The sequence below is a fragment of the Pseudomonas sp. CCI3.1 genome, assembly GCF_034313985.1.
Classification (GTDB): Bacteria; Pseudomonadota; Gammaproteobacteria; order Pseudomonadales; family Pseudomonadaceae; genus Aquipseudomonas; species Aquipseudomonas psychrophila.
This window is the reverse complement of sequence record NZ_JAVIWO010000001.1, coordinates 3087825-3113292: the sequence shown is the minus strand read 5'-3', so window position 1 is coordinate 3113292 and position 25468 is coordinate 3087825. Positions and strand designations below refer to the sequence as shown.

At 53.2% G+C, this 25468-nt stretch carries 12 protein-coding genes, 2 tRNA genes, 7 rRNA genes and 1 pseudogene; 15 read left to right on the top strand and 7 right to left on the bottom strand.

The window, feature by feature from the left end; translation table 11 throughout:
- Positions 1 to 53: 53 nt before the first annotated feature.
- The 6 genes from RGV06_RS14145 to RGV06_RS14120 all read right to left on the bottom strand — a co-directional run bounded on the left by RGV06_RS14145 (position 54) and on the right by RGV06_RS14120 (position 6483).
- Complete coding sequence (locus RGV06_RS14145; RefSeq protein WP_019826986.1) at positions 54 to 269, bottom strand: DUF1127 domain-containing protein; 216 nt, start codon at positions 267 to 269, stop codon at positions 54 to 56.
- 318 nt (positions 270 to 587) lie between these two features.
- Complete coding sequence (locus RGV06_RS14140) at positions 588 to 2078, bottom strand: acetyl-CoA hydrolase/transferase family protein (protein WP_019826988.1); 1491 nt, start codon at positions 2076 to 2078, stop codon at positions 588 to 590.
- Between the two features lie 181 nt (positions 2079 to 2259).
- Positions 2260 to 3696 (bottom strand): NAD(P)(+) transhydrogenase (Re/Si-specific) subunit beta, encoded by a 1437-nt coding sequence (locus RGV06_RS14135; protein ID WP_019826990.1) that lies wholly within the window; start codon positions 3694 to 3696, stop codon positions 2260 to 2262.
- Positions 3693 to 4016 (bottom strand): NAD(P) transhydrogenase subunit alpha, encoded by a 324-nt coding sequence (locus tag RGV06_RS14130; RefSeq protein ID WP_019826992.1) that lies wholly within the window; start codon positions 4014 to 4016, stop codon positions 3693 to 3695. Before RGV06_RS14130 ends, RGV06_RS14135 begins: the two co-directional genes overlap by 4 nt.
- Before the next feature lie 11 nt (positions 4017 to 4027).
- Positions 4028 to 5149 (bottom strand): Re/Si-specific NAD(P)(+) transhydrogenase subunit alpha, encoded by a 1122-nt coding sequence (locus tag RGV06_RS14125; protein ID WP_019826994.1) that lies wholly within the window; start codon positions 5147 to 5149, stop codon positions 4028 to 4030.
- Positions 5150 to 5586: 437 nt separating this feature from the next.
- The gene (locus RGV06_RS14120) at positions 5587 to 6483 is read right to left on the bottom strand and encodes a LysR family transcriptional regulator (protein ID WP_322150246.1); all 897 of its coding nucleotides are present in this window, start codon (positions 6481 to 6483) and stop codon (positions 5587 to 5589) included.
- 158 nt (positions 6484 to 6641) lie between these two features.
- On the opposite strand from RGV06_RS14120, the gene RGV06_RS14115 reads away from it, so the two are divergent.
- From RGV06_RS14115 to RGV06_RS25800, 13 genes and pseudogenes are all read left to right on the top strand, one after another.
- On the top strand, positions 6642 to 7823 hold the full coding sequence (locus RGV06_RS14115; protein WP_046809476.1) for an acyl-CoA dehydrogenase: 1182 nt from the start codon (positions 6642 to 6644) through the stop codon (positions 7821 to 7823).
- Between the two features lie 14 nt (positions 7824 to 7837).
- Complete coding sequence (locus tag RGV06_RS14110) at positions 7838 to 9058, top strand: CaiB/BaiF CoA transferase family protein (RefSeq protein WP_019827000.1); 1221 nt, start codon at positions 7838 to 7840, stop codon at positions 9056 to 9058.
- Between the two features lie 440 nt (positions 9059 to 9498).
- Positions 9499 to 11035: ribosomal RNA gene (locus RGV06_RS14105) — 16S ribosomal RNA — on the top strand.
- A gap of 325 nt (positions 11036 to 11360) precedes the next feature.
- A 23S ribosomal RNA gene (locus RGV06_RS14100) occupies positions 11361 to 14252 on the top strand.
- Between the two features lie 150 nt (positions 14253 to 14402).
- A 5S ribosomal RNA gene (gene rrf, locus RGV06_RS14095) occupies positions 14403 to 14518 on the top strand.
- Positions 14519 to 14998: 480 nt separating this feature from the next.
- Positions 14999 to 16535: ribosomal RNA gene (locus RGV06_RS14090) — 16S ribosomal RNA — on the top strand.
- 81 nt (positions 16536 to 16616) lie between these two features.
- Positions 16617 to 16693 (top strand) — tRNA-Ile (locus RGV06_RS14085).
- A gap of 28 nt (positions 16694 to 16721) precedes the next feature.
- A tRNA-Ala gene (locus RGV06_RS14080) sits at positions 16722 to 16797 on the top strand.
- Positions 16798 to 17044: 247 nt separating this feature from the next.
- Positions 17045 to 19936 (top strand): 23S ribosomal RNA (locus tag RGV06_RS14075).
- 150 nt (positions 19937 to 20086) lie between these two features.
- A 5S ribosomal RNA gene (rrf, locus tag RGV06_RS14070) occupies positions 20087 to 20202 on the top strand.
- A gap of 105 nt (positions 20203 to 20307) precedes the next feature.
- Positions 20308 to 20423: ribosomal RNA gene (gene rrf, locus RGV06_RS14065) — 5S ribosomal RNA — on the top strand.
- The 16S, 23S and 5S rRNA genes sit together here with 2 tRNA genes alongside, the layout of an rRNA operon.
- A gap of 283 nt (positions 20424 to 20706) precedes the next feature.
- Positions 20707 to 21732 (top strand): annotated as a pseudogene (locus RGV06_RS25805) (cache domain-containing protein); the annotation flags it as partial.
- Positions 21733 to 21801: 69 nt separating this feature from the next.
- Positions 21802 to 22587, top strand: coding sequence for a methyl-accepting chemotaxis protein (locus RGV06_RS25800; RefSeq protein WP_416194580.1), 786 nt, complete (start codon positions 21802 to 21804; stop codon positions 22585 to 22587).
- 48 nt (positions 22588 to 22635) lie between these two features.
- On the opposite strand, the gene RGV06_RS14055 is transcribed toward RGV06_RS25800, so the two are convergent.
- The gene (locus RGV06_RS14055; protein ID WP_037032065.1) at positions 22636 to 23334 is read right to left on the bottom strand and encodes a GntR family transcriptional regulator; all 699 of its coding nucleotides are present in this window, start codon (positions 23332 to 23334) and stop codon (positions 22636 to 22638) included.
- A 247-nt stretch (positions 23335 to 23581) separates the two neighbouring features.
- On the opposite strand from RGV06_RS14055, the gene RGV06_RS14050 reads away from it, so the two are divergent.
- On the top strand, positions 23582 to 25198 hold the full coding sequence (locus RGV06_RS14050) for a glycosyltransferase family 39 protein (RefSeq protein WP_322150241.1): 1617 nt from the start codon (positions 23582 to 23584) through the stop codon (positions 25196 to 25198).
- On the top strand, positions 25179 to 25436 hold the full coding sequence (locus tag RGV06_RS14045) for a DUF2789 domain-containing protein (RefSeq protein ID WP_019824401.1): 258 nt from the start codon (positions 25179 to 25181) through the stop codon (positions 25434 to 25436). The genes RGV06_RS14050 and RGV06_RS14045 overlap by 20 nt, the downstream gene beginning before the upstream one ends.
- Positions 25437 to 25468 lie beyond the last annotated feature (32 nt).

Here is a 25468-nt window from a genome sequence, read left to right as displayed (position 1 = left end):
TTTCAATTCAGGTTGCTGGCAGTGGACCGGTGGTCAGGGCCAGCGAGCGCTGGTTAGCGCCAGAACGGCTTGCTCAACTCTTCGTAACGCTGTGCTTCGCTAATACCGGCATCAGCCAGAAGACGCGAGTCCAGTCGAGCCAATTGATGGCGGCTGGAGATGCGGCGCTGCCACAACATCAGGTTGGCAAGTACGCGCAAAGGCATGGAAGCCTGGGTGTTTACAGAGTTGCTTTCGCTGAACAGTTCGGAACTGAGTGTACGTTCCATGGTGTCATCCTTCCGCTTATGGCGGCATTGGCTAGTGGTTTAACTGATGCCAATGATCCTCCTCTTTGTCCATGGTCTCTAGATACAGTTCACCTGTATTGCGATGGGCCAGTTAACTGTTTACAGGGGCTGTACTGGCACAAATGAGTGCAACTGTACCTGTGCGCACCTAAGTAGTGCATAAATGGCAAAATTCGTAAGAAAGACAGGCTTAACAGGTATAAATAGACCAGTACAGCAGTACAGTTTTTGAAACTCCAGGCATAAAAAAGCCGCTGACGAAACAGTGTTTACGTCAGCGGCTGTCTAGCTCGCGGGTTACGGGAGCATTTTTCCGGTTTCTTCCAGGTTGATATGCCAGCTCAGGGCTTCACGCAGGATGTGCGGCGTGTGGCCACCTATCGCGCATGCCTTGGAGAAGTAATCATTGAGGGCTTCGCGGAAGTCCGGGTGCACACAGTTGTCGATGATGACGCGTGCGCGCTCGCGCGGTGCCAGGCCACGCAGATCGGCCAGGCCCTGTTCGGTCACCAGGATGTCGACATCATGCTCGGTATGGTCGACGTGGCTGACCATTGGCACAACGCTGGAGATTGCGCCGGCCTTGGCAATCGACTTGGTGACGAAGATCGCAAGGTGCGCGTTACGGGCGAAGTCGCCCGAGCCGCCGATGCCGTTCATCATCCGCGTGCCGCAGACATGAGTGGAGTTGACGTTGCCGTAGATGTCGAACTCCAGTGCGGTGTTGATACCGATGATGCCCAGACGACGAACCACTTCAGGGTGGTTGGAGATCTCTTGCGGACGCAGTACCAGTTTGTCCTTGTAGCGTTCCAGATTGCCGAACACGTCCGAGTTGCGACGTTCCGACAAGGTGATGGAGCTGCCCGAAGCGAAGCTCATCTTGCCCGCGTCGATCAGGTCGAAGGTCGAATCCTGCAGTACTTCAGAGTACATGGTCAGGTCTTCGAACGGCGAGTCGATCAGGCCGCACATCACGGCGTTTGCAATGTTGCCGATACCCGCTTGCAGCGGGCCGAGCTTGTTGGTCATGCGGCCGGCTTCGACTTCCTGCTTGAGGAAGTTGATCAGGTGGAAGGCGATACCGTCTGTTTCGCTGTCAGGCTCGGATACGGTGGATGGCGAGTCAGGCTTGTTGGTAATCACGATGGCGACGATTTTTTCTGCCGGGATCGGGATCGCGGTGCTACCGATGCGATCGTCGACTTTCACCAAGGGGATAGGTGTACGCGTCGGACGGTAGGTCGGTATATAGATGTCGTGCAGACCTTCCAGGTTCGGGTTATGCGCCATGTTGATCTCGACGATCACTTGCTTGGCGAAGATGGCGAAGCTGGCAGAGTTGCCTACGGAAGTCGTCGGAACGATATGACCTTGCTCGGTAATAGCGACGGCCTCGATGACTGCGATGTCTGGCAGCTTGAGCTGATTGTTACGCAGTTGCTCAACGGTTTCGGACAAATGCTGGTCGATAAACATGACTTCGCCAGCGTTGATGGCCTTGCGCAGAGTGCTGTCTACCTGGAATGGCATGCGACGTGCCAGTACACCGGCTTCGGTCAATTGCTTGTCCAGGTCGTTGCCCAGGCTTGCGCCGGTCATCAGGGTGATTTTCAGCGGTGACTTTTTGGCCCGCTCAGCCAGGGCCTGCGGGACGGCTTTGGCTTCACCGGCACGGGTAAAACCGCTCATGCCGACGGTCATGCCGTCTTGGATAAGGGCGGCGGCTTCTTCGGCGCTCATGACCTTATCGTGCAGGGAGTTCAGGCGAATACGTTCACGGTACATGGATTGTTATCTCGGGCAACGGAAGCAAGAGGCGCAGTCTATTCATTTTCAGAGCCTTTCGTCCCGCTACCATGGTCGAATGCCAGCGGCCGATTTAGAGCCTTTGGTCGGGTTCCTTGGAAAAAGAAAAACCCCGACCAATACAGCGCCGGGGTTCTCGATATTGCGGTGATGCTTGATGTTACTCGACCGCTTTAACCATATCTTCAATAACCTTCTTGGCGTCGCCGAAGACCATCATGGTTTTATCCAGATAAAACAGTTCGTTATCCAGGCCTGCATAGCCGCTGGCCATGGAGCGTTTGTTAACGATGACGGTTTTGGCTTTATAGGCTTCGAGGATCGGCATGCCTGCGATCGGCGATTTTGGATCGTTCTTTGCCGCCGGGTTGACCACGTCATTGGCGCCTAGTACGAGCACCACGTCAGCCTGGCCAAACTCGGAGTTGATGTCTTCCATTTCGAACACTTGGTCGTAAGGCACTTCGGCCTCGGCCAGCAGCACGTTCATATGGCCTGGCATACGGCCTGCAACCGGGTGAATCGCGTACTTTACGGTCACACCGCGGTGGGTCAGTTTTTCAGTCAGTTCTTTGAGCGCGTGCTGTGCCCGGGCAACCGCAAGGCCGTAGCCTGGAACGATGATCACAGTATCGGCGTTCATCAACAGGAAGGTGGCGTCGTCAGCCGAGCCGGATTTCACCGGGCGGGCCTCTTGCGTGCCGGCTGGGCCGCCAACGTCTGTTGCGCCACCAAAGCCGCCGAGGATCACGTTAAAGAACGAGCGATTCATCGCCTTGCACATGATGTACGACAGGATCGCACCCGAAGATCCTACCAGCGAGCCAGCAATGATCAGCATCGAGTTGTTCAGCGAGAAACCGATACCGGCGGCTGCCCAACCTGAGTAGCTATTAAGCATCGATACCACGACCGGCATGTCGGCGCCGCCAATCGGGATGATGATCAGCACACCCAGTACAAATGCCAGAGCCAGCATCAGCGCGAATGCGTTGAGGTTGCCGGTCAGCATAAAGGTAATGCCCAGAGCCAGCGTAGCCAGGCCAAGCGCCAGGTTCAGCTTGTGTTGGCCGGTGAACTGTACCGGTGCGCCCTGAAACAGACGGAACTTGTATTTGCCCGAGAGCTTGCCGAAGGCGATCACCGAACCGGAGAAGGTGATTGCACCAATGGCTGCGCCAAGGAATAGCTCCAGGCGGTTGCCTGCCGGGATGGCGTCGCCCAGGTGCTTGACGATGCCCAGCGACTGCGGTTCGACCACGGCTGCGATGGCAATAAATACCGCAGCGAGGCCGATCATGCTGTGCATGAAAGCGACCAGCTCAGGCATTTTGGTCATTTCAACGCGTTTAGCCATGATCGAGCCAGCAGTACCGCCGACCAGCAGGCCGACAATCACGTAGCCGATACCAGCAGTCGCGATCTCTGCGCCCAGTTTGTAGATCAGGCCGACCGTGGTGATGATCGCCAGACCCATGCCGAGCATGCCGAACAGGTTGCCGCGACGTGAGGTGGTAGGGTGCGACAGACCCTTGAGTGCCTGGATAAAGCAGATTGATGCAACCAGATACAGAACAGTGACCAGGTTCATGCTCATGGCTTGCGCACCTCTTCTTTGGCTTTAGGTGCTTTCTTCTTGAACATTTCCAGCATGCGCCGGGTGACCAAAAATCCACCGAATACGTTTACGGCCGCCAGCGCGACCGCCAGGGTGCCCATGGTTTTGCCCAGCGGGGTAACAGTCAGTGCCGCAGCAAGCATCGCGCCTACGATCACAATCGCCGAAATGGCGTTGGTAACGGCCATCAAAGGTGTGTGCAGCGCAGGTGTCACGTTCCAGACCACGTGGTAGCCCACATAGATGGCCAGCACGAAGATGATCAGGTTGTAGATACCGGGGGAGATGAACTCTTCCATTATTTTTATCCTCAGCCGTTTTTGCGCACGACTTGACCGTCGCGGCACATCAGGCACGCGGCGACGATGTCGTCTTCAAGGTTGATCTGGAACTGTCCTTCGGGGGTGAAGACCAGCTTGAGGAAGTCCAGCAGGTTGCGGGCGTAGAGCGCCGAAGCGTCTGCGGCAACCATGGCGGCAAGGTTGGTGTGGCCGACGATGGTGACGCCGTGTTCAACCACTACTTGATCGGCAACGGTCAGCGGGCAGTTGCCGCCTTGTGCGGCAGCCAGGTCGATGACCACCGAGCCGGGTTTCATCTGGGCTACGGTTTCGGCGCTGAGCAGTACCGGAGCTTTACGGCCCGGGATCAGTGCGGTGGTGATCACGATGTCTGCCTGCTTGGCGCGTTCGTGAACGGCCTGTGCCTGGCGTTGCATCCAGCTGGCAGGCATTGGACGTGCGTAGCCGCCTACCCCAACTGCGCACTCGCGCTCTTCGTCGGTTTCGTAAGGCACGTCGACGAACTTGGCGCCCAGAGATTCGATCTGCTCTTTAACGGCAGGTCGTACATCGGAGGCCTCGATCACTGCGCCCAGGCGCTTGGCCGTGGCGATTGCCTGCAAGCCAGCAACCCCTGCGCCCAAGATCAGCACGCGAGCGGCCTTAACGGTCCCGGCAGCGGTCATCAGCATCGGCATAAAGCGCGGATAGTGGTGAGCGGCGACCAAGACGGCTTTATAGCCGGCGATGTTGGCCTGGGATGACAGAACATCAAGACTTTGCGCGCGGGAGGTTCGGGGGGCGGCTTCGAGAGAGAAGGCGGTGATCCCACGCTCGGCCAGTTTGGCAATGGTTTCATTGCTGAACGGGTTGAGCATGCCAATGAGCACGGTGCCGGTTTTTATCAGGGCCAGTTCGCTATCGCTTGGGGCGACAACCTTGAGAATCAGCTCTGCACCGAAAGCATCTGTTGCGTTGCCAATAGTCGCGCCAGCGGCTTCATAAGCACTGTCAATAACACTGGCACTAATGCCCGCGCCGCTTTGAACAGTCACCTTATGGCCTTGGCCGATCAGCTTCTTGATGGTTTCCGGGGTTGCAGCAACCCGCGTTTCACCCGTATGGGTCTCGAGAGGAACACCAATGTGCACGTCAAATCTCCTGCGTGATCTTTTATAAGAAAGCCAGCGCACTACGGATGGTGCGACTGGGGCGGCCGATCAGCACGATCCCACCAAAGTATGGGTGGGGCGGGGCATTCTGCTGGCAATTTTTTTACCCTTCAAGAACTTATGGAGGGTGACGAGATTTAAACTACAAGTCATGCAGTGACCGAATGTCGCAATGGTCGGCTACATGCCTTTAAATACGGGGCTTGCAGAGGAATTGAGTGTTTTTTGAGTTTTTTTCACATTTCTTTTAGTTATCGCTGCATAACTTTGAGAAATACCCTGTAGGCCGCGTGGTTACTGGCTTACAGGAATGTCCAGTTAGACAAAAGTCCAGAGTGTTTAAAGGCGACATTTACTTATATATGTAGTGCTTATTTGTATGGCGCTACATAGTTTATTTGGACTATGCGGGACTTTCAAATCAGGCTGTAAGTCGCGGCCTGATTGATCAGCCAGTCTCTAAAAGCTTGCAGTGAGGCTGACTCAATTTTGCGTTCGGGGATCATCAGGTAGTAAGCCTTGGTGCTGAGCAGGGCGCTCTCGTTGGCAATCACCAGGCGTTTTTCGGCCAGTTCGCGCTGAATCAGAAACGGGGGGATCAGGGCAACGCCCATTTCGTGCATGGCGGCCTGAGCCAGCATCGAGAACAGTTCATAGCGTGGCCCGGTCATGTCGCGAGGCACGGTCATGTCTTGTGCGTTGAACCACTGGCGCCACGCGTAGGGGCGAGTGGTTTGCTGTAGCAAAGGAAGTTCGGCGAGAGCGTGCGGGGTGAGGCCCTGGTGTGTACCCAGTAGTGTAGGGCTGCATACAGGTACTGGGTTCTCGCCCATCAGTCGGTAGGACGAAGTGCCTGACCAGTCGGCATCGCCGAAGTAGATGGCGGCATCAAAGTCGGTATCGGCAAACAGAAAGGGGCGTGTGCGGTTGGTCAGGTTTACCGTGACGTCCGGGTGTAGCTGCTGAAAGTCCTTGAGGCGAGGTAATAGCCATTGCGTCCCGAAAGTGGGCACTACGGCCAGCTCAATCACATTGGCGCCCTGCTGGCCCATGACCGACAGTGTGTCCCGTTCTACCGCATCCAGCTGGGTTGCTATGCGTCGACTGTAAGAAAGGCCTGCCTCGGTCAGTTTTACGCCGCGCTTAGAGCGTCGGAAGAGTTCAACGCTCAGGAATTCCTCCAGGCTGGCAATCTGTCGGCATATGGCCCCTTGAGTGAGGGAAAGCTCGTGCGCAGCTTTGGTAAAGCTTTCGTGGCGTGCGGCCGCTTCGAAGCTGATCAGGGCTGTTGTGCTGGGGATCTTGCGACGCATGTACGGCTTACTCACTAAATGCAGTCAGAAAAGGCTTTTTATCGAGTTACGGAGTGAGAAATTATCACAGGATGGTGCTGAATCCTCGTTTGTCCTTCTATATAGAAGGGGTCTAGGATCGGCTCACGACATTTTATCTATTACGCGAGGGTTCTCTCATGGCGGGTAAAGCAAGCTTCAACTGGATTGATCCACTGTTGCTGGATCAGCAGCTCACTGAAGAAGAGCGCATGGTGCGTGACAGTGCTGAGCAGTTCGCTCAGGACAAGTTGGCGCCACGTATTCTTGATGCTTTCCGTAATGAGAAGACTGACCCTGCGATCTTTCGCGAAATGGGCGAAACCGGTTTGCTGGGTGCGATGATTCCTGAGCAGTACGGTGGTAGTGGCCTTAATTACGTCAGCTACGGCCTGATCGCTCGTGAAGTGGAGCGGGTCGATTCGGGTTATCGCTCGATGATGAGTGTGCAGTCTTCATTGGTAATGGTGCCGATCAATGAGTTCGGTACCGAGGCGCAGAAGCAAAAGTATCTGCCCAAGCTGGCCTCTGGCGAGTGGATCGGTTGCTTTGGTCTGACAGAGCCTAATCACGGCTCTGACCCGGGCGCGATGATTACCCGTGCCCGTTCGGTTGATGGCGGCTACAGCCTGACGGGCAGCAAGATGTGGATCACTAACAGCCCGATCGCCGATGTGTTTGTGGTGTGGGCGAAAGATGATGAAGGCGACATTCGTGGCTTTGTTCTGGAAAAAGGCTGGAAGGGTCTGACTACGCCTGCGATTCACGGCAAGGTTGGCTTGCGTGCGTCCATTACTGGCGAAATCGTGATGGATAACGTGTTTGTGCCGCAAGAGAACATCTTCCCGGATGTGCGTGGTTTGAAAGGTCCTTTTACCTGCCTGAATTCGGCTCGCTACGGCATCTCCTGGGGAGCGCTGGGGGCTGCAGAGTTCTGCTGGCACACGGCGCGTCAGTACACCCTGGATCGTCATCAGTTTGGTCGGCCTTTGGCTGCAACCCAGTTGATCCAGAAAAAGCTGGCCGATATGCAGACCGAGATTACGTTGGCCCTGCAGGGTTGCCTGCGTTTGGGTCGGATGAAGGATGAGGGGACTGCGGCTGTTGAGATTACGTCGATCATGAAGCGCAACTCATGCGGCAAGTCGCTGGACATCGCGCGTATGGCCCGCGACATGCTGGGCGGTAACGGTATCTCGGATGAATTCGGGGTTGCGCGCCATCTGGTCAACCTGGAGGTTGTGAACACCTACGAAGGCACGCATGACGTGCATGCCTTGATCTTGGGTCGTGCGCAGACCGGCCTTCAGGCGTTCTATTAACAGGAGCTCGGCTCATGGGTGCTTTATCGCATTTGCGGGTGTTGGATTTGTCTCGGGTGCTGGCGGGGCCGTGGGCCGGGCAGATACTGGCGGACCTTGGAGCCGAGGTTATCAAGGTTGAGCGCCCGGGCAATGGTGATGACACGCGCGCGTGGGGGCCACCCTTTCTCAAGGATGCTTACGGTGAGAGTACGGGGGAGGCGGCTTATTACTTGTCTGCCAATCGCAACAAGCAGTCAGTCACTATCGATTTCACCAAGCCTGAGGGGCAGCAGCTGGTTCGTGATCTGGCCTCCAAGTCCGACATACTAATTGAGAACTTCAAGGTGGGTGGTCTGCAGGCGTACGGTCTGGACTATGCGTCGCTCAAGGTGTTGAACCCGGATTTGATCTACTGCTCGATTACGGGGTTCGGTCAGACCGGTCCCTATGCCAAGCGGGCGGGTTATGACTTTATGGTCCAGGGGCTTGGTGGTCTGATGAGCCTGACGGGAAGGCCTGAGGGTGATGAGGGTGCGGGACCGGTTAAGGTTGGGGTTGCGCTGACCGATATTTTGACCGGGCTATATTCGACCGTAGCTATTCTGGCTGCCCTTGCCCATCGCCAGCATGAGGGTGGCGGGCAGCATATTGATATGGCGCTGCTGGACGTGCAGGTAGCTTGCCTGGCGAATCAGGCGATGAACTATCTGACTACGGGCGTTGCACCGCAGCGCCTGGGCAATGCTCATCCTAATATCGTTCCTTATCAGGATTTTCCGACGGCAGATGGAGACTTTATTCTCACGGTAGGTAACGACAGTCAGTTCCGTAAATTTGCTGAAGTGGCAGGTCGTCCTGAGTTGGGTGGGGATCCGCGCTTTTCCACTAATAAGCTGCGTGTTGCTAATAGGGCGGAGTTGGTGCCGCTTATCAGGCAGCTAACTGTTTTCAAGACTACAGCTGAGTGGGTGGCGCAACTGGAAGCGGTTGGTGTGCCCTGCGGGCCGATCAATGACCTGGCTCAAGTGTTTGCTGATCCTCAGGTGCGTGCTCGAGGGTTGGCGATGCAGTTGCCACATGCGTTAGCGGGTCTTGTGCCGCAGGTGGCAAGCCCTATCCGGTTGTCCGAAACGCCAGTGGAGTACCGCAATGCACCTCCTTTGTTGGGTGAGCATACTCAGCAAGTGCTGGAGCAGGTGTTGGGGCTGAAGTCGGGAGCAGTGGAAGCTTTGCGGCGGTCTGGCGTGCTGTAGCTATATAGAGGGGTGCGTCAGCACCCCTCTATATAGGTGTATTTAGGGGTATTTGAAGTTTATTGATAGTTTTACTCAATTAGCCCTTGACTAGGATTTTTAGCGGCCTATAATTCGTCCCACTTCCGGCGCAGTTGAAACGGAAAACTCCTTGAGAATCAATGAGTTGGATTGTTTTACAGTGTCAGCTTCAAGTCATCGAAGCAGGAAATTAGGTGTTGACAGCAGCTTGTAACGCTGTAGAATGCGCACCTCGGTTCAGCGAAGGCTAAACCAACCGCTCTTTAACAACTGAATCAAGCAATTCGTGTGGGTGCTTGTGGAGTCAGACTGATAGTCAACAAGATTATCAGCATCACAAGTTACTCCGCGAGAAATCAAAGATGTAACCAACGATTGCTGAGCCAAGTTTAGGGTTTCTTAAAAACCCAAAGATGTTTGAACTGAAGAGTTTGATCATGGCTCAGATTGAACGCTGGCGGCAGGCCTAACACATGCAAGTCGAGCGGTAGAGAGAAGCTTGCTTCTCTTGAGAGCGGCGGACGGGTGAGTAATACCTAGGAATCTGCCTGATAGTGGGGGATAACGTTCGGAAACGGACGCTAATACCGCATACGTCCTACGGGAGAAAGCAGGGGACCTTCGGGCCTTGCGCTATCAGATGAGCCTAGGTCGGATTAGCTAGTTGGTGAGGTAATGGCTCACCAAGGCTACGATCCGTAACTGGTCTGAGAGGATGATCAGTCACACTGGAACTGAGACACGGTCCAGACTCCTACGGGAGGCAGCAGTGGGGAATATTGGACAATGGGCGAAAGCCTGATCCAGCCATGCCGCGTGTGTGAAGAAGGTCTTCGGATTGTAAAGCACTTTAAGTTGGGAGGAAGGGCATTAACCTAATACGTTAGTGTTTTGACGTTACCGACAGAATAAGCACCGGCTAACTCTGTGCCAGCAGCCGCGGTAATACAGAGGGTGCAAGCGTTAATCGGAATTACTGGGCGTAAAGCGCGCGTAGGTGGTTTGTTAAGTTGAATGTGAAATCCCCGGGCTCAACCTGGGAACTGCATCCAAAACTGGCAAGCTAGAGTATGGTAGAGGGTAGTGGAATTTCCTGTGTAGCGGTGAAATGCGTAGATATAGGAAGGAACACCAGTGGCGAAGGCGACTACCTGGACTGATACTGACACTGAGGTGCGAAAGCGTGGGGAGCAAACAGGATTAGATACCCTGGTAGTCCACGCCGTAAACGATGTCAACTAGCCGTTGGGAGTCTTGAACTCTTAGTGGCGCAGCTAACGCATTAAGTTGACCGCCTGGGGAGTACGGCCGCAAGGTTAAAACTCAAATGAATTGACGGGGGCCCGCACAAGCGGTGGAGCATGTGGTTTAATTCGAAGCAACGCGAAGAACCTTACCAGGCCTTGACATCCAATGAACTTTCTAGAGATAGATTGGTGCCTTCGGGAACATTGAGACAGGTGCTGCATGGCTGTCGTCAGCTCGTGTCGTGAGATGTTGGGTTAAGTCCCGTAACGAGCGCAACCCTTGTCCTTAGTTACCAGCACGTAATGGTGGGCACTCTAAGGAGACTGCCGGTGACAAACCGGAGGAAGGTGGGGATGACGTCAAGTCATCATGGCCCTTACGGCCTGGGCTACACACGTGCTACAATGGTCGGTACAAAGGGTTGCCAAGCCGCGAGGTGGAGCTAATCCCATAAAACCGATCGTAGTCCGGATCGCAGTCTGCAACTCGACTGCGTGAAGTCGGAATCGCTAGTAATCGTGAATCAGAATGTCACGGTGAATACGTTCCCGGGCCTTGTACACACCGCCCGTCACACCATGGGAGTGGGTTGCACCAGAAGTAGCTAGTCTAACCTTCGGGAGGACGGTTACCACGGTGTGATTCATGACTGGGGTGAAGTCGTAACAAGGTAGCCGTAGGGGAACCTGCGGCTGGATCACCTCCTTAATCGACGACATCAGCTGCTCCATAAGTTCCCACACGAATTGCTTGATTCATTGTAGAAGACGATAACTGCAGAGTCGCTCTGTGGTTTTTCTGTCGTAAAGCTTAGAAATGAGCATTCCATCAAATGATGGTGAATGTTGATTTCTGATCTTTTGATTAGATCGTTCTTTAAAAATTTGGGTATGTAATAGAAAGTTAGACTGGATAACACTTTCACTGGTGTTTATTCAGGCTAAGGTAAAATTTGTGAGTGTCTCTTAATTGAGCATGCGAATTTTCGGCGAATGTCGTCTTCATAGTATAACCAGATTGCTTGGGGTTATATGGTCAAGTGAAGAAGCGCATACGGTGGATGCCTTGGCAGTCAGAGGCGATGAAAGACGTGGTAGCCTGCGAAAAGCTTCGGGGAGTCGGCAAACAGACTTTGATCCGGAGATGTCTGAATGGGGGAACCCACCTAACATAAGTTAGGTATCTTAAGCTGAATACATAGGCTTAAGAAGCGAACCAGGGGAACTGAAACATCTAAGTACCCTGAGGAAAAGAAATCAACCGAGATTCCCTTAGTAGTGGCGAGCGAACGGGGACCAGCCCTTAAGCTGTATTGATGTTAGCGGAACGCTCTGGAAAGTGCGGCCATAGTGGGTGATAGCCCTGTACGCGAAAACATCTTTACAGTGAAATCGAGTAGGACGGAGCACGAGAAACTTTGTCTGAATATGGGGGGACCATCCTCCAAGGCTAAATACTACTGACTGACCGATAGTGAACTAGTACCGTGAGGGAAAGGCGAAAAGAACCCCGGAGAGGGGAGTGAAATAGATCCTGAAACCGTATGCGTACAAGCAGTGGGAGCCCACTTTGTTGGGTGACTGCGTACCTTTTGTATAATGGGTCAGCGACTTATTTTCAGTGGCAAGCTTAACCGAATAGGGGAGGCGTAGCGAAAGCGAGTCTTAATAGGGCGTCTAGTCGCTGGGAATAGACCCGAAACCGGGCGATCTATCCATGGGCAGGTTGAAGGTTGGGTAACACTAACTGGAGGACCGAACCGACTACCGTTGAAAAGTTAGCGGATGACCTGTGGATCGGAGTGAAAGGCTAATCAAGCTCGGAGATAGCTGGTTCTCCTCGAAAGCTATTTAGGTAGCGCCTCATGTATCACTGTAGGGGGTAGAGCACTGTTTCGGCTAGGGGGTCATCCCGACTTACCAAACCGATGCAAACTCCGAATACCTACAAGTGCCGAGCATGGGAGACACACGGCGGGTGCTAACGTCCGTCGTGAAAAGGGAAACAACCCAGACCGTCAGCTAAGGTCCCAAAGTTATGGTTAAGTGGGAAACGATGTGGGAAGGCTTAGACAGCTAGGAGGTTGGCTTAGAAGCAGCCACCCTTTAAAGAAAGCGTAATAGCTCACTAGTCGAGTCGGCCTGCGCGGAAGATTTAACGGGGCTCAAACCATACACCGAAGCTACGGGTATCACTTAGGTGATGCGGTAGAGGAGCGTTCTGTAAGCCTGTGAAGGTGAGTTGAGAAGCTTGCTGGAGGTATCAGAAGTGCGAATGCTGACATGAGTAACGATAATGGGTGTGAAAAACACCCACGCCGAAAGACCAAGGTTTCCTGCGCAACGTTAATCGACGCAGGGTTAGTCGGTCCCTAAGGCGAGGCTGAAAAGCGTAGTCGATGGAAAACAGGTTAATATTCCTGTACTTCTGGTTATTGCGATGGAGGGACGGAGAAGGCTAGGCCAGCTTGGCGTTGGTTGTCCAAGTTTAAGGTGGTAGGCTGGAATCTTAGGTAAATCCGGGATTCTAAGGCCGAGAGCTGATGACGAGTTGTCTTTTAGACAACGAAGTGGTTGATGCCATGCTTCCAAGAAAAGCTTCTAAGCTTCAGGTAACCAGGAACCGTACCCCAAACCGACACAGGTGGTTGGGTAGAGAATACCAAGGCGCTTGAGAGAACTCGGGTGAAGGAACTAGGCAAAATGGCACCGTAACTTCGGGAGAAGGTGCGCCGGTGAGGGTGAAGCATTTACTGCGTAAGCCCATGCCGGTCGAAGATACCAGGCCGCTGCGACTGTTTATTAAAAACACAGCACTCTGCAAACACGAAAGTGGACGTATAGGGTGTGACGCCTGCCCGGTGCCGGAAGGTTAATTGATGGGGTTAGCTAACGCGAAGCTCTTGATCGAAGCCCCGGTAAACGGCGGCCGTAACTATAACGGTCCTAAGGTAGCGAAATTCCTTGTCGGGTAAGTTCCGACCTGCACGAATGGCGTAACGATGGCGGCGCTGTCTCCACCCGAGACTCAGTGAAATTGAAATCGCTGTGAAGATGCAGTGTATCCGCGGCTAGACGGAAAGACCCCGTGAACCTTTACTATAGCTTTGCACTGGACTTTGAATTTGCTTGTGTAGGATAGGTGGGAGGCTTTGAAGTGTGGACGCCAGTCTGCATGGAGCCAATCTTGAAATACCACCCTGGCAACTTTGAGGTTCTAACTCAGGTCCGTTATCCGGATCGAGGACAGTGTATGGTGGGTAGTTTGACTGGGGCGGTCTCCTCCTAAAGAGTAACGGAGGAGTACGAAGGTGCGCTCAGACCGGTCGGAAATCGGTCGTAGAGTATAAAGGCAAAAGCGCGCTTGACTGCGAGACAGACACGTCGAGCAGGTACGAAAGTAGGTCTTAGTGATCCGGTGGTTCTGTATGGAAGGGCCATCGCTCAACGGATAAAAGGTACTCCGGGGATAACAGGCTGATACCGCCCAAGAGTTCATATCGACGGCGGTGTTTGGCACCTCGATGTCGGCTCATCACATCCTGGGGCTGAAGCCGGTCCCAAGGGTATGGCTGTTCGCCATTTAAAGTGGTACGCGAGCTGGGTTTAGAACGTCGTGAGACAGTTCGGTCCCTATCTGCCGTGGACGTTTGAGATTTGAGAGGGGCTGCTCCTAGTACGAGAGGACCGGAGTGGACGAACCTCTGGTGTTCCGGTTGTCACGCCAGTGGCATTGCCGGGTAGCTATGTTCGGGAAAGATAACCGCTGAAAGCATCTAAGCGGGAAACTTGCCTCAAGATGAGATCTCACTGGAACCTTGAGTTCCCTAAAGGGCCGTCGAAGACTACGACGTTGATAGGTTGGGTGTGTAAGCGCTGTGAGGCGTTGAGCTAACCAATACTAATTGCCCGTGAGGCTTGACCATATAACACCCAAGCAATTTGCGTCGAAGAGACCAGATTGCGGTGTGTGAAGACGATACAAACCGAAAGTTTGCGACTCACAAAACACCAACTATTACATACCCATTCGCTGGAGCGTAAACCGAAAGGTAAACGACCTGGCTACCGAATTTCTTGACGACCATAGAGCATTGGAACCACCTGATCCCATCCCGAACTCAGCAGTGAAACGATGCATCGCCGATGGTAGTGTGGGGTTTCCCCATGTGAGAGTAGGTCATCGTCAAGATTAAATTCCAAAATCCCTGTCTGCTCGCGCAGACGGGGATTTTGTTTTTGTATAAGTACAAGCTTTGTAAAAAGCCTGTGCTGTTAATCAGGCCATTTGCCTGGCTAACACCTCGATTATCTCAATCGAAAGAAGCAGGAAATAAGGTGTTGACAGCAGCGTGTAACGCTGTAGAATTCGCCTCCCGCTAACGAGAGATCGAAAGCGCAAGTGGTTGATGTTACAGAGGAAACTTTGAAAACATCTTAAAATAACCGCTTGACAGCAACAGAGGCTGCTGTAGAATGCGCGCCTCGGTTCAGCGAAAGCTAAACCAACCGCTCTTTAACAACTGAATCAAGCAATTCGTGTGGGTGCTTGTGGAGTCAGACTGATAGTCAACAAGATTATCAGCATCACAAGTTACTCCGCGAGAAATCAAAGATGTAACCAACGATTGCTGAGCCAAGTTTAGGGTTTCTTAAAAACCCAAAGATGTTTGAACTGAAGAGTTTGATCATGGCTCAGATTGAACGCTGGCGGCAGGCCTAACACATGCAAGTCGAGCGGTAGAGAGAAGCTTGCTTCTCTTGAGAGCGGCGGACGGGTGAGTAATACCTAGGAATCTGCCTGATAGTGGGGGATAACGTTCGGAAACGGACGCTAATACCGCATACGTCCTACGGGAGAAAGCAGGGGACCTTCGGGCCTTGCGCTATCAGATGAGCCTAGGTCGGATTAGCTAGTTGGTGAGGTAATGGCTCACCAAGGCTACGATCCGTAACTGGTCTGAGAGGATGATCAGTCACACTGGAACTGAGACACGGTCCAGACTCCTACGGGAGGCAGCAGTGGGGAATATTGGACAATGGGCGAAAGCCTGATCCAGCCATGCCGCGTGTGTGAAGAAGGTCTTCGGATTGTAAAGCACTTTAAGTTGGGAGGAAGGGCATTAACCTAATACGTTAGTGTTTTGACGTTACCGACAGAATAAGCACCGGCTAACTCTGTGCCAGCAGCCGCGGTAATACAGAGGGTGCAAGCGTTAATCGGAATTACTGGGCGTAAAGCGCGCGTAGGTGGTTTGTTAAGTTGAATGTGAAATCCCCGGGCTCAACCTGGGAACTGCATCCAAAACTGGCAAGCTAGAGTATGGTAGAGGGTAGTGGAATTTCCTGTGTAGCGGTGAAATGCGTAGATATAGGAAGGAACACCAGTGGCGAAGGCGACTACCTGGACTGATACTGACACTGAGGTGCGAAAGCGTGGGGAGCAAACAGGATTAGATACCCTGGTAGTCCACGCCGTAAACGATGTCAACTAGCCGTTGGGAGTCTTGAACTCTTAGTGGCGCAGCTAACGCATTAAGTTGACCGCCTGGGGAGTACGGCCGCAAGGTTAAAACTCAAATGAATTGACGGGGGCCCGCACAAGCGGTGGAGCATGTGGTTTAATTCGAAGCAACGCGAAGAACCTTACCAGGCCTTGACATCCAATGAACTTTCTAGAGATAGATTGGTGCCTTCGGGAACATTGAGACAGGTGCTGCATGGCTGTCGTCAGCTCGTGTCGTGAGATGTTGGGTTAAGTCCCGTAACGAGCGCAACCCTTGTCCTTAGTTACCAGCACGTAATGGTGGGCACTCTAAGGAGACTGCCGGTGACAAACCGGAGGAAGGTGGGGATGACGTCAAGTCATCATGGCCCTTACGGCCTGGGCTACACACGTGCTACAATGGTCGGTACAAAGGGTTGCCAAGCCGCGAGGTGGAGCTAATCCCATAAAACCGATCGTAGTCCGGATCGCAGTCTGCAACTCGACTGCGTGAAGTCGGAATCGCTAGTAATCGTGAATCAGAATGTCACGGTGAATACGTTCCCGGGCCTTGTACACACCGCCCGTCACACCATGGGAGTGGGTTGCACCAGAAGTAGCTAGTCTAACCTTCGGGAGGACGGTTACCACGGTGTGATTCATGACTGGGGTGAAGTCGTAACAAGGTAGCCGTAGGGGAACCTGCGGCTGGATCACCTCCTTAATCGACGACATCAGCTGCTCCATAAGTTCCCACACGAATTGCTTGATTCATTGAAGAAGACGATAGAAGCAGACCAAAATTGGGTCTGTAGCTCAGTTGGTTAGAGCGCACCCCTGATAAGGGTGAGGTCGGCAGTTCGAATCTGCCCAGACCCACCAATTTTGTGTAAAAAGCCTGTAGAAATATGGGGCCATAGCTCAGCTGGGAGAGCGCCTGCCTTGCACGCAGGAGGTCAACGGTTCGATCCCGTTTGGCTCCACCATAACTTGCTTCTGTGTCGTAAAGCTTAGAAATGAGCATTCCATCAAACGATGGTGAATGTTGATTTCTGATCTTTTGATTAGATCGTTCTTTAAAAATTTGGGTATGTAATAGAAAGTTAGACTGGATAACACTTTCACTGGTGTTTATTCAGGCTAAGGTAAAATTTGTGAGTGTCTCTTAATTGAGCATGCGAATTTTCGGCGAATGTCGTCTTCATAGTATAACCAGATTGCTTGGGGTTATATGGTCAAGTGAAGAAGCGCATACGGTGGATGCCTTGGCAGTCAGAGGCGATGAAAGACGTGGTAGCCTGCGAAAAGCTTCGGGGAGTCGGCAAACAGACTTTGATCCGGAGATGTCTGAATGGGGGAACCCACCTAACATAAGTTAGGTATCTTAAGCTGAATACATAGGCTTAAGAAGCGAACCAGGGGAACTGAAACATCTAAGTACCCTGAGGAAAAGAAATCAACCGAGATTCCCTTAGTAGTGGCGAGCGAACGGGGACCAGCCCTTAAGCTGTATTGATGTTAGCGGAACGCTCTGGAAAGTGCGGCCATAGTGGGTGATAGCCCTGTACGCGAAAACATCTTTACAGTGAAATCGAGTAGGACGGAGCACGAGAAACTTTGTCTGAATATGGGGGGACCATCCTCCAAGGCTAAATACTACTGACTGACCGATAGTGAACTAGTACCGTGAGGGAAAGGCGAAAAGAACCCCGGAGAGGGGAGTGAAATAGATCCTGAAACCGTATGCGTACAAGCAGTGGGAGCCCACTTTGTTGGGTGACTGCGTACCTTTTGTATAATGGGTCAGCGACTTATTTTCAGTGGCAAGCTTAACCGAATAGGGGAGGCGTAGCGAAAGCGAGTCTTAATAGGGCGTCTAGTCGCTGGGAATAGACCCGAAACCGGGCGATCTATCCATGGGCAGGTTGAAGGTTGGGTAACACTAACTGGAGGACCGAACCGACTACCGTTGAAAAGTTAGCGGATGACCTGTGGATCGGAGTGAAAGGCTAATCAAGCTCGGAGATAGCTGGTTCTCCTCGAAAGCTATTTAGGTAGCGCCTCATGTATCACTGTAGGGGGTAGAGCACTGTTTCGGCTAGGGGGTCATCCCGACTTACCAAACCGATGCAAACTCCGAATACCTACAAGTGCCGAGCATGGGAGACACACGGCGGGTGCTAACGTCCGTCGTGAAAAGGGAAACAACCCAGACCGTCAGCTAAGGTCCCAAAGTTATGGTTAAGTGGGAAACGATGTGGGAAGGCTTAGACAGCTAGGAGGTTGGCTTAGAAGCAGCCACCCTTTAAAGAAAGCGTAATAGCTCACTAGTCGAGTCGGCCTGCGCGGAAGATTTAACGGGGCTCAAACCATACACCGAAGCTACGGGTATCACTTAGGTGATGCGGTAGAGGAGCGTTCTGTAAGCCTGTGAAGGTGAGTTGAGAAGCTTGCTGGAGGTATCAGAAGTGCGAATGCTGACATGAGTAACGATAATGGGTGTGAAAAACACCCACGCCGAAAGACCAAGGTTTCCTGCGCAACGTTAATCGACGCAGGGTTAGTCGGTCCCTAAGGCGAGGCTGAAAAGCGTAGTCGATGGAAAACAGGTTAATATTCCTGTACTTCTGGTTATTGCGATGGAGGGACGGAGAAGGCTAGGCCAGCTTGGCGTTGGTTGTCCAAGTTTAAGGTGGTAGGCTGGAATCTTAGGTAAATCCGGGATTCTAAGGCCGAGAGCTGATGACGAGTTGTCTTTTAGACAACGAAGTGGTTGATGCCATGCTTCCAAGAAAAGCTTCTAAGCTTCAGGTAACCAGGAACCGTACCCCAAACCGACACAGGTGGTTGGGTAGAGAATACCAAGGCGCTTGAGAGAACTCGGGTGAAGGAACTAGGCAAAATGGCACCGTAACTTCGGGAGAAGGTGCGCCGGTGAGGGTGAAGCATTTACTGCGTAAGCCCATGCCGGTCGAAGATACCAGGCCGCTGCGACTGTTTATTAAAAACACAGCACTCTGCAAACACGAAAGTGGACGTATAGGGTGTGACGCCTGCCCGGTGCCGGAAGGTTAATTGATGGGGTTAGCTAACGCGAAGCTCTTGATCGAAGCCCCGGTAAACGGCGGCCGTAACTATAACGGTCCTAAGGTAGCGAAATTCCTTGTCGGGTAAGTTCCGACCTGCACGAATGGCGTAACGATGGCGGCGCTGTCTCCACCCGAGACTCAGTGAAATTGAAATCGCTGTGAAGATGCAGTGTATCCGCGGCTAGACGGAAAGACCCCGTGAACCTTTACTATAGCTTTGCACTGGACTTTGAATTTGCTTGTGTAGGATAGGTGGGAGGCTTTGAAGTGTGGACGCCAGTCTGCATGGAGCCAACCTTGAAATACCACCCTGGCAACTTTGAGGTTCTAACTCAGGTCCGTTATCCGGATCGAGGACAGTGTATGGTGGGTAGTTTGACTGGGGCGGTCTCCTCCTAAAGAGTAACGGAGGAGTACGAAGGTGCGCTCAGACCGGTCGGAAATCGGTCGTAGAGTATAAAGGCAAAAGCGCGCTTGACTGCGAGACAGACACGTCGAGCAGGTACGAAAGTAGGTCTTAGTGATCCGGTGGTTCTGTATGGAAGGGCCATCGCTCAACGGATAAAAGGTACTCCGGGGATAACAGGCTGATACCGCCCAAGAGTTCATATCGACGGCGGTGTTTGGCACCTCGATGTCGGCTCATCACATCCTGGGGCTGAAGCCGGTCCCAAGGGTATGGCTGTTCGCCATTTAAAGTGGTACGCGAGCTGGGTTTAGAACGTCGTGAGACAGTTCGGTCCCTATCTGCCGTGGACGTTTGAGATTTGAGAGGGGCTGCTCCTAGTACGAGAGGACCGGAGTGGACGAACCTCTGGTGTTCCGGTTGTCACGCCAGTGGCATTGCCGGGTAGCTATGTTCGGGAAAGATAACCGCTGAAAGCATCTAAGCGGGAAACTTGCCTCAAGATGAGATCTCACTGGAACCTTGAGTTCCCTAAAGGGCCGTCGAAGACTACGACGTTGATAGGTTGGGTGTGTAAGCGCTGTGAGGCGTTGAGCTAACCAATACTAATTGCCCGTGAGGCTTGACCATATAACACCCAAGCAATTTGCGTCGAAGAGACCAGATTGCGGTGTGTGAAGACGATACAAACCGAAAGTTTGCGACTCACAAAACACCAACTATTACATACCCATTCGCTGGAGCGTAAACCGAAAGGTAAACGACCTGGCTACCGAATTTCTTGACGACCATAGAGCATTGGAACCACCTGATCCCATCCCGAACTCAGCAGTGAAACGATGCATCGCCGATGGTAGTGTGGGGTTTCCCCATGTGAGAGTAGGTCATCGTCAAGATTAAATTCCAAAATCCCTGTCTGCTCGCGCAGACGGGGATTTTGTTTTTATAGAAGTACCAAGTTTTTGCAGAGACGTTTTAACAACGGATCTGATACAGAATTTCTTGACGACCATAGAGCATTGGAACCACCTGATCCCATCCCGAACTCAGAAGTGAAACGATGCATCGCCGATGGTAGTGTGGGGTTTCCCCATGTGAGAGTAGGTCATCGTCAAGATTGAATTCCGAAACCCCTGTCTGCTAACGCAGACAGGGGTTTTGTTTTTGCGCGAAATAAAACCCCAGCGCTTTCTGTTCTCTTTACCCCCCCTCTAAAAGCCAAGGCTGCACTTTCGTCGGATTAAACACATTGCCACCAAAAGTGGCTAAGTATTCCGCAATTGGTGCCGACAGCCTGTTGAGCAATGCGTATGAGCAGAGCGGCCAAGAGGTTGCCTGCGCTGTTACACACAATAGTGCCCGCGTACGCATCCAACCTTTTGGCATAAGAAGTCCATGCTATGAATCTAAAGTTCAGCCATAAAATCCTTCTGGCCGCCTCAGGCGTTGTGGTTCTGGCGTTTGCATTATTCACCTTGTACAACGACTACCTGCAACGCGACACCATCAAGCAAAACATTGAGTCCTCGGTTCAGCAAGCCGGCAACCTGACAGCCAGCAGCGTTCAAAATTGGCTCGGTGGTCGCATTCTGGTGCTGGAGAGCCTCGCACAAGGCGTTGCGCATCAAGGCCCCCAGGCGGATCTGCCAGGCCTGGTCGATCAGCCGGCGTTTACCTCCAACTTCCAGTTCACCTACGTCGGGCAAGCCAACGGAGTATTTACCCAGCGCCCTGATGCGACGATGCCCGAGGGCTATGACCCCCGCGAGCGCCCTTGGTACAAGCAAGCAGTAAACGCCGGTCAGACCATGCTGACACCGCCTTACATGGCAGCTGTTGGTGGCCTGATTGTGACCATCGCCATGCCGGTAAAAAAAGGTGGTGAGCTGCTCGGTGTGGTCGGTGGTGATCTGAGCCTCGATAGCCTGGTTAAAATCATTAACTCGGTAGACTCCGGTGGCCTGGGTTACGCATTTTTGGTGAGCAGCGATGGTCAGGTCATCGTTAGTCCGGACAAAAATCAGGTAATGAAAAACCTGAAGGACATCTACCCGTCCAGTGCTCTGCGTATTGAAAAAGGTATTCAGGAAGTCAGGCTCAATGGCCAGGAGCGGATTATTTACTTTACTCCGGTGACAGGCTTGCCGTCCGCGGATTGGTATATCGGTCAATCAATCGACAAAGAAAAGGCTTACGCCCCGCTGTCTAAATTCCGCACCTCGGCATTGATTGCGATGTTTATTGCGGTGGCAGCGATTGCACTACTGCTGAGCTTGCTGATTCAGGTCTTGATGCGTCCGCTCACTACCATGGGGCGTGCAATGCAAGACATTGCGCAAGGTGAGGGCGACCTGACACGGCGTTTGGTCATTGAGAACAAGGATGAGTTCGGCGAGTTGGCCAGCTCGTTCAACCAATTCGTTGAGCGTATTCACGCGTCAATCAGTGAGGTGTCCTCTGCAACCCGCCATGTTCATGATTTGTCTCACCGCGTCATGGCATCGTCCAACGCATCCATTGTCGGCTCGGACGAGCAAAGCGCGCGAACCAACAGCGTAGCCGCCGCCATTAACGAGCTCGGTGCTGCCACCCAAGAAATCGCCCGCAATGCTGCCGACGCGTCACAGCATGCCAGCGGTGCCAGTGAGCAGGCAGATGACGGTCGCAAAGTCGTTGAGCAGACCATCCTGGCCATGACCGAGCTTTCGCAGAAGATCAGTCTGTCGTGTGCACAAATCGAAACCCTGAATGCCAGCACCGACAATATTGGCCACATTCTGGATGTGATCAAAGGCATCTCTCAGCAAACCAACCTGCTGGCCCTCAACGCAGCCATTGAGGCCGCGCGTGCGGGGGAGGCGGGTCGAGGCTTTGCCGTGGTGGCCGATGAGGTGCGCAACCTCGCTCACCGCACTCAGGAGTCGGCGGAGGAGATACATAAAATGATCACCTCGCTGCAAGTGGGTTCCCGCGAAGCGGTCAGCACCATGAATGCGAGTCAGGTTTCCAGCGAAGAAAGTGTTGAGGTTGCCAATCAGGCTGGGGCTCGATTAATCAGCGTGACTCAACGTATCGAAGAAATTGACGGAATGAACCAGTCGGTCGCCGCCGCAACCGAGGAACAAACCGCCGTGGTCGAAACCCTCAATGTGGATATCAACCAGATCAACTTGCTCAACCAGCAAGGTGTGGTGAACCTCAACGAAACCCTCAAGGACTGCGATGCTCTATCGCAGCAAGCCAGTCGCCTCAAGCAATTGGTCGACAGCTTCAAGATCTGAGGTTTGCAAGTCAGTTAAAACTTATCCACAGCCCTGGCGTGTTAAGCGTCAGGGCTGTTTTGCATGCTGAGTGTTGAGGTAATGGGTAATAGCCACAACACCGCGGTGCAGATGTAACTCCAGCTCTGCAATACATGACTCGACATCTCTGTCTCGGGCATGACGTAGCAGTGCCCTGTGATCGTCCTGGCACAACTTGCCAAGGTTCATCTGCTCAAGGTTAAAGCGCAGAAAGCGTTCTTCCTCGATAAGTCCTGCCTCAATCAACGCCAGCAGTTTTCGGTTCGGAGCCTTGCAGTAAAGCGCCTGATGAAATTGCCGGTTGAGTGTGCCGATCTTGCCGAAATCTATTTCGGCTTCAAGCGCCTGGATATAACCGTCGGCCGTTTCAAAATCCTCGTCGGTCAACAGTGGCACTGACAGGCGCAGAGCCTGGGCTTCAAGCAACAGGCGCAACTCATAGGTCTCCAGTGAGTTGTCCTCGATCAAAGGGGCAACGACCGCTCCTCTGTATTGCACAACTTGCAGCAAACCTTGAGCTTCCAGCTGACGCAGTGCCTCGCGCACGGGCATGCGGCTGACGCCAAACAACTGTGCCAACGCTTCCTGGCGAATAGCGGTACCGCATGGCAAGCGCCCATCGAGAATGGCGTTGCGCAAGGTCTCTTCAATCACCGCCCGCGCCAAATGAGCGGGTATGGGTCCTGATACAACTATGCTGTTTAAAGGATTGTTTTTAACGGCCACGTTGTTACTACCTGCGCCGAAAGTTCAGCACGCTCGTTTGGATCCAATTCAAGTTAGGTACTGACCTGATCCTTGTCAAACCTTGTTACGGTTAGTTTAGCCTGACTGCGAGATAAGAGATTGCATGGTGCCACTATCTTTCTTGTCCAGGACCCTCCCGTGCGCTCCCCTTTGTTATGGGCTGTGCCCTACAATCGCCAGAGTCAAAGCTGCCTGCGTCGCAGCCTCAATGCATAGCGGGTGAAGGATGGGCGTACTCAGCAATAACGATGGGGTGGAATTGCGATTGCGCACTCCTGAGTCGTCCCGCACTGCACTCACGCGAATGCTTTGCCAACCATGGCTGTGGTGCATTTTGATCTTGGCCTCAGCGGTAAGATTTTATGGCTTCACAACCTCTGCCGTATGGTGCGATGAGGGCTCCAGCCTGATGTTGAGCGACTATCCACTCGCCGACATCTGGTTGCATGCGTCGCACGATGTTCACCCTCCGTTGTATTTCATGCTGTTGCACGGCTGGATGGCGCTATTTGGCGACAGCCTGGTTTCGATCCGTACCCTGAGTGTCTTGCCCGGTATCGCAACGGTACTGCTGGGCATGTGGCTCGTACGGTTGATCGCGACCCCAAGAGCCGCGTTAGTGGCGGGGTTGCTGTTGGCGTTGCTGCCGACTGCAGTGCGTTATAGCCAGGAAGTGCGGATGTACTCACTCATGGGGCTGTGGCTGATAGGCGCCACCATTGCGTTGGTCTATTGGGTCAAAGCCTCGCATAAACACCGCTATCTGGTTATCTACACCGTGCTGATGGCGGCAGCGTTCTACACCCACTACTTCACCGCATTCTGTGTGATTGCCCATTGGCTATACCTTTTGCTCAGTGGCCGCAGCACCGGGTGGCTGCTCAAGCGTCCCGCCTGGTGGCTGGCCAACGTCGCTATTGTGCTCTTGTTTCTGCCCTGGCTTCCCGGGCTGCTGGACCTGCTGCAACACATGGATGACCTCAAAAGCGGCGGTGATGTGGATTGGGAGCCTGCAGTCGATGCCCGCTCCCTGCCAGCCATGACGTGGCAATTCTTGATTCAGGACGAAGGAGACAGCCTGCCCTGGCCACTATTCTGGCTGGCACCGCTTGCACTGCTTGGCGGCGCGGTCTGGATGGCCGTACGAGATTCAACGCCACACAAATTCACCAGATTGATCGTGATTTACACCCTGTTGCCGATTTTGGCCATCTACGCCGTGTCGTTTGCCTCGCCGCTGTTTATAGAACGTTATGTGATGTTTGCCGCACTGGGTTTGCCACTCCTGGTGGCGATCGCGGTGGATCGCTTGCTCAGTTACAAGCGTGCGATGGCCATTGCACTCCTGACACTGTTTGTAGGCACTGAGGCAGTGGGCTTGCGCAGTAACTTCAGCAACGATGCCGACCATTTTGATCGTCTGGTTGAGCACGTGAATCAACAGTTCCAGCCCGGTGACCGGATCGTAGTCAGTGATCTGTTCTGGTACTTCAGCTACGTCTATTACAACAAGACCGGGTTTGCGCCCATGCTCTACACACCGCCCACAGGCAGCGGCGCATCAGGGCGGCCGAACGACTACGGGTTTGGCACGTTGGTGAATGCCGACGGGGCGAAAATCTACGTCGATCGTCTGGCAGACTTGCCCGCCGGTACGGGGCGGGTGTGGCTTATAAGCAGCAAAGTACAGCCGGACGATTTCGGCCCTATCCCCACGGGTTGGCACAAAGCACAGGACTTGGCCGTCGATGACACGCAGGCTCGACTATATTTGACCTGCCTTGGCGCCGAATGCGGCGCTGAACCTGAATGGAGTCAACTCAATGCAAAAGCCAACCCATAGCCTCCCATCCTTGTTCAAACAGCTGGGTCTGCCGTCCGGCCCCGAAGATATTGAAAAGTTTGTCACCACCCACTCACCACTCAAGCCTGATCTAAAGCTTGAAGATGCATTTTTCTGGACACCTGCCCAAGCGGCTTTTTTGCGTGAAGAGCACCTTGAGGATGCTGATTGGGCTGAAGTCGTCGATCAACTTAACCTTATGCTGCGCACAAAACCGATCGTAGGTACGCAGAAATAAATGGCAACACTTGACTGAGATCATCTGGCCGC

Coding starts and splice junctions, on each gene's coding strand:
- RGV06_RS14145 (WP_019826986.1), bottom strand. CDS start 269: ATGGAACGTACACTCAGTTCCGAACTGTTCAGCGAAAGCAACTCTGTA.
- RGV06_RS14140 (WP_019826988.1), bottom strand. CDS start 2,078: ATGTACCGTGAACGTATTCGCCTGAACTCCCTGCACGATAAGGTCATG.
- RGV06_RS14135 (WP_019826990.1), bottom strand. CDS start 3,696: ATGAGCATGAACCTGGTCACTGTTCTGTATCTGGTTGCATCAATCTGC.
- RGV06_RS14130 (WP_019826992.1), bottom strand. CDS start 4,016: ATGGAAGAGTTCATCTCCCCCGGTATCTACAACCTGATCATCTTCGTG.
- RGV06_RS14120 (WP_322150246.1), bottom strand. CDS start 6,483: ATGCGTCGCAAGATCCCCAGCACAACAGCCCTGATCAGCTTCGAAGCG.
- RGV06_RS14115 (WP_046809476.1), top strand. CDS start 6,642: ATGGCGGGTAAAGCAAGCTTCAACTGGATTGATCCACTGTTGCTGGAT.
- RGV06_RS14110 (WP_019827000.1), top strand. CDS start 7,838: ATGGGTGCTTTATCGCATTTGCGGGTGTTGGATTTGTCTCGGGTGCTG.
- RGV06_RS25800 (WP_416194580.1), top strand. CDS start 21,802: ATGGCATCGTCCAACGCATCCATTGTCGGCTCGGACGAGCAAAGCGCG.
- RGV06_RS14050 (WP_322150241.1), top strand. CDS start 23,582: ATGGGCGTACTCAGCAATAACGATGGGGTGGAATTGCGATTGCGCACT.
- RGV06_RS14045 (WP_019824401.1), top strand. CDS start 25,179: ATGCAAAAGCCAACCCATAGCCTCCCATCCTTGTTCAAACAGCTGGGT.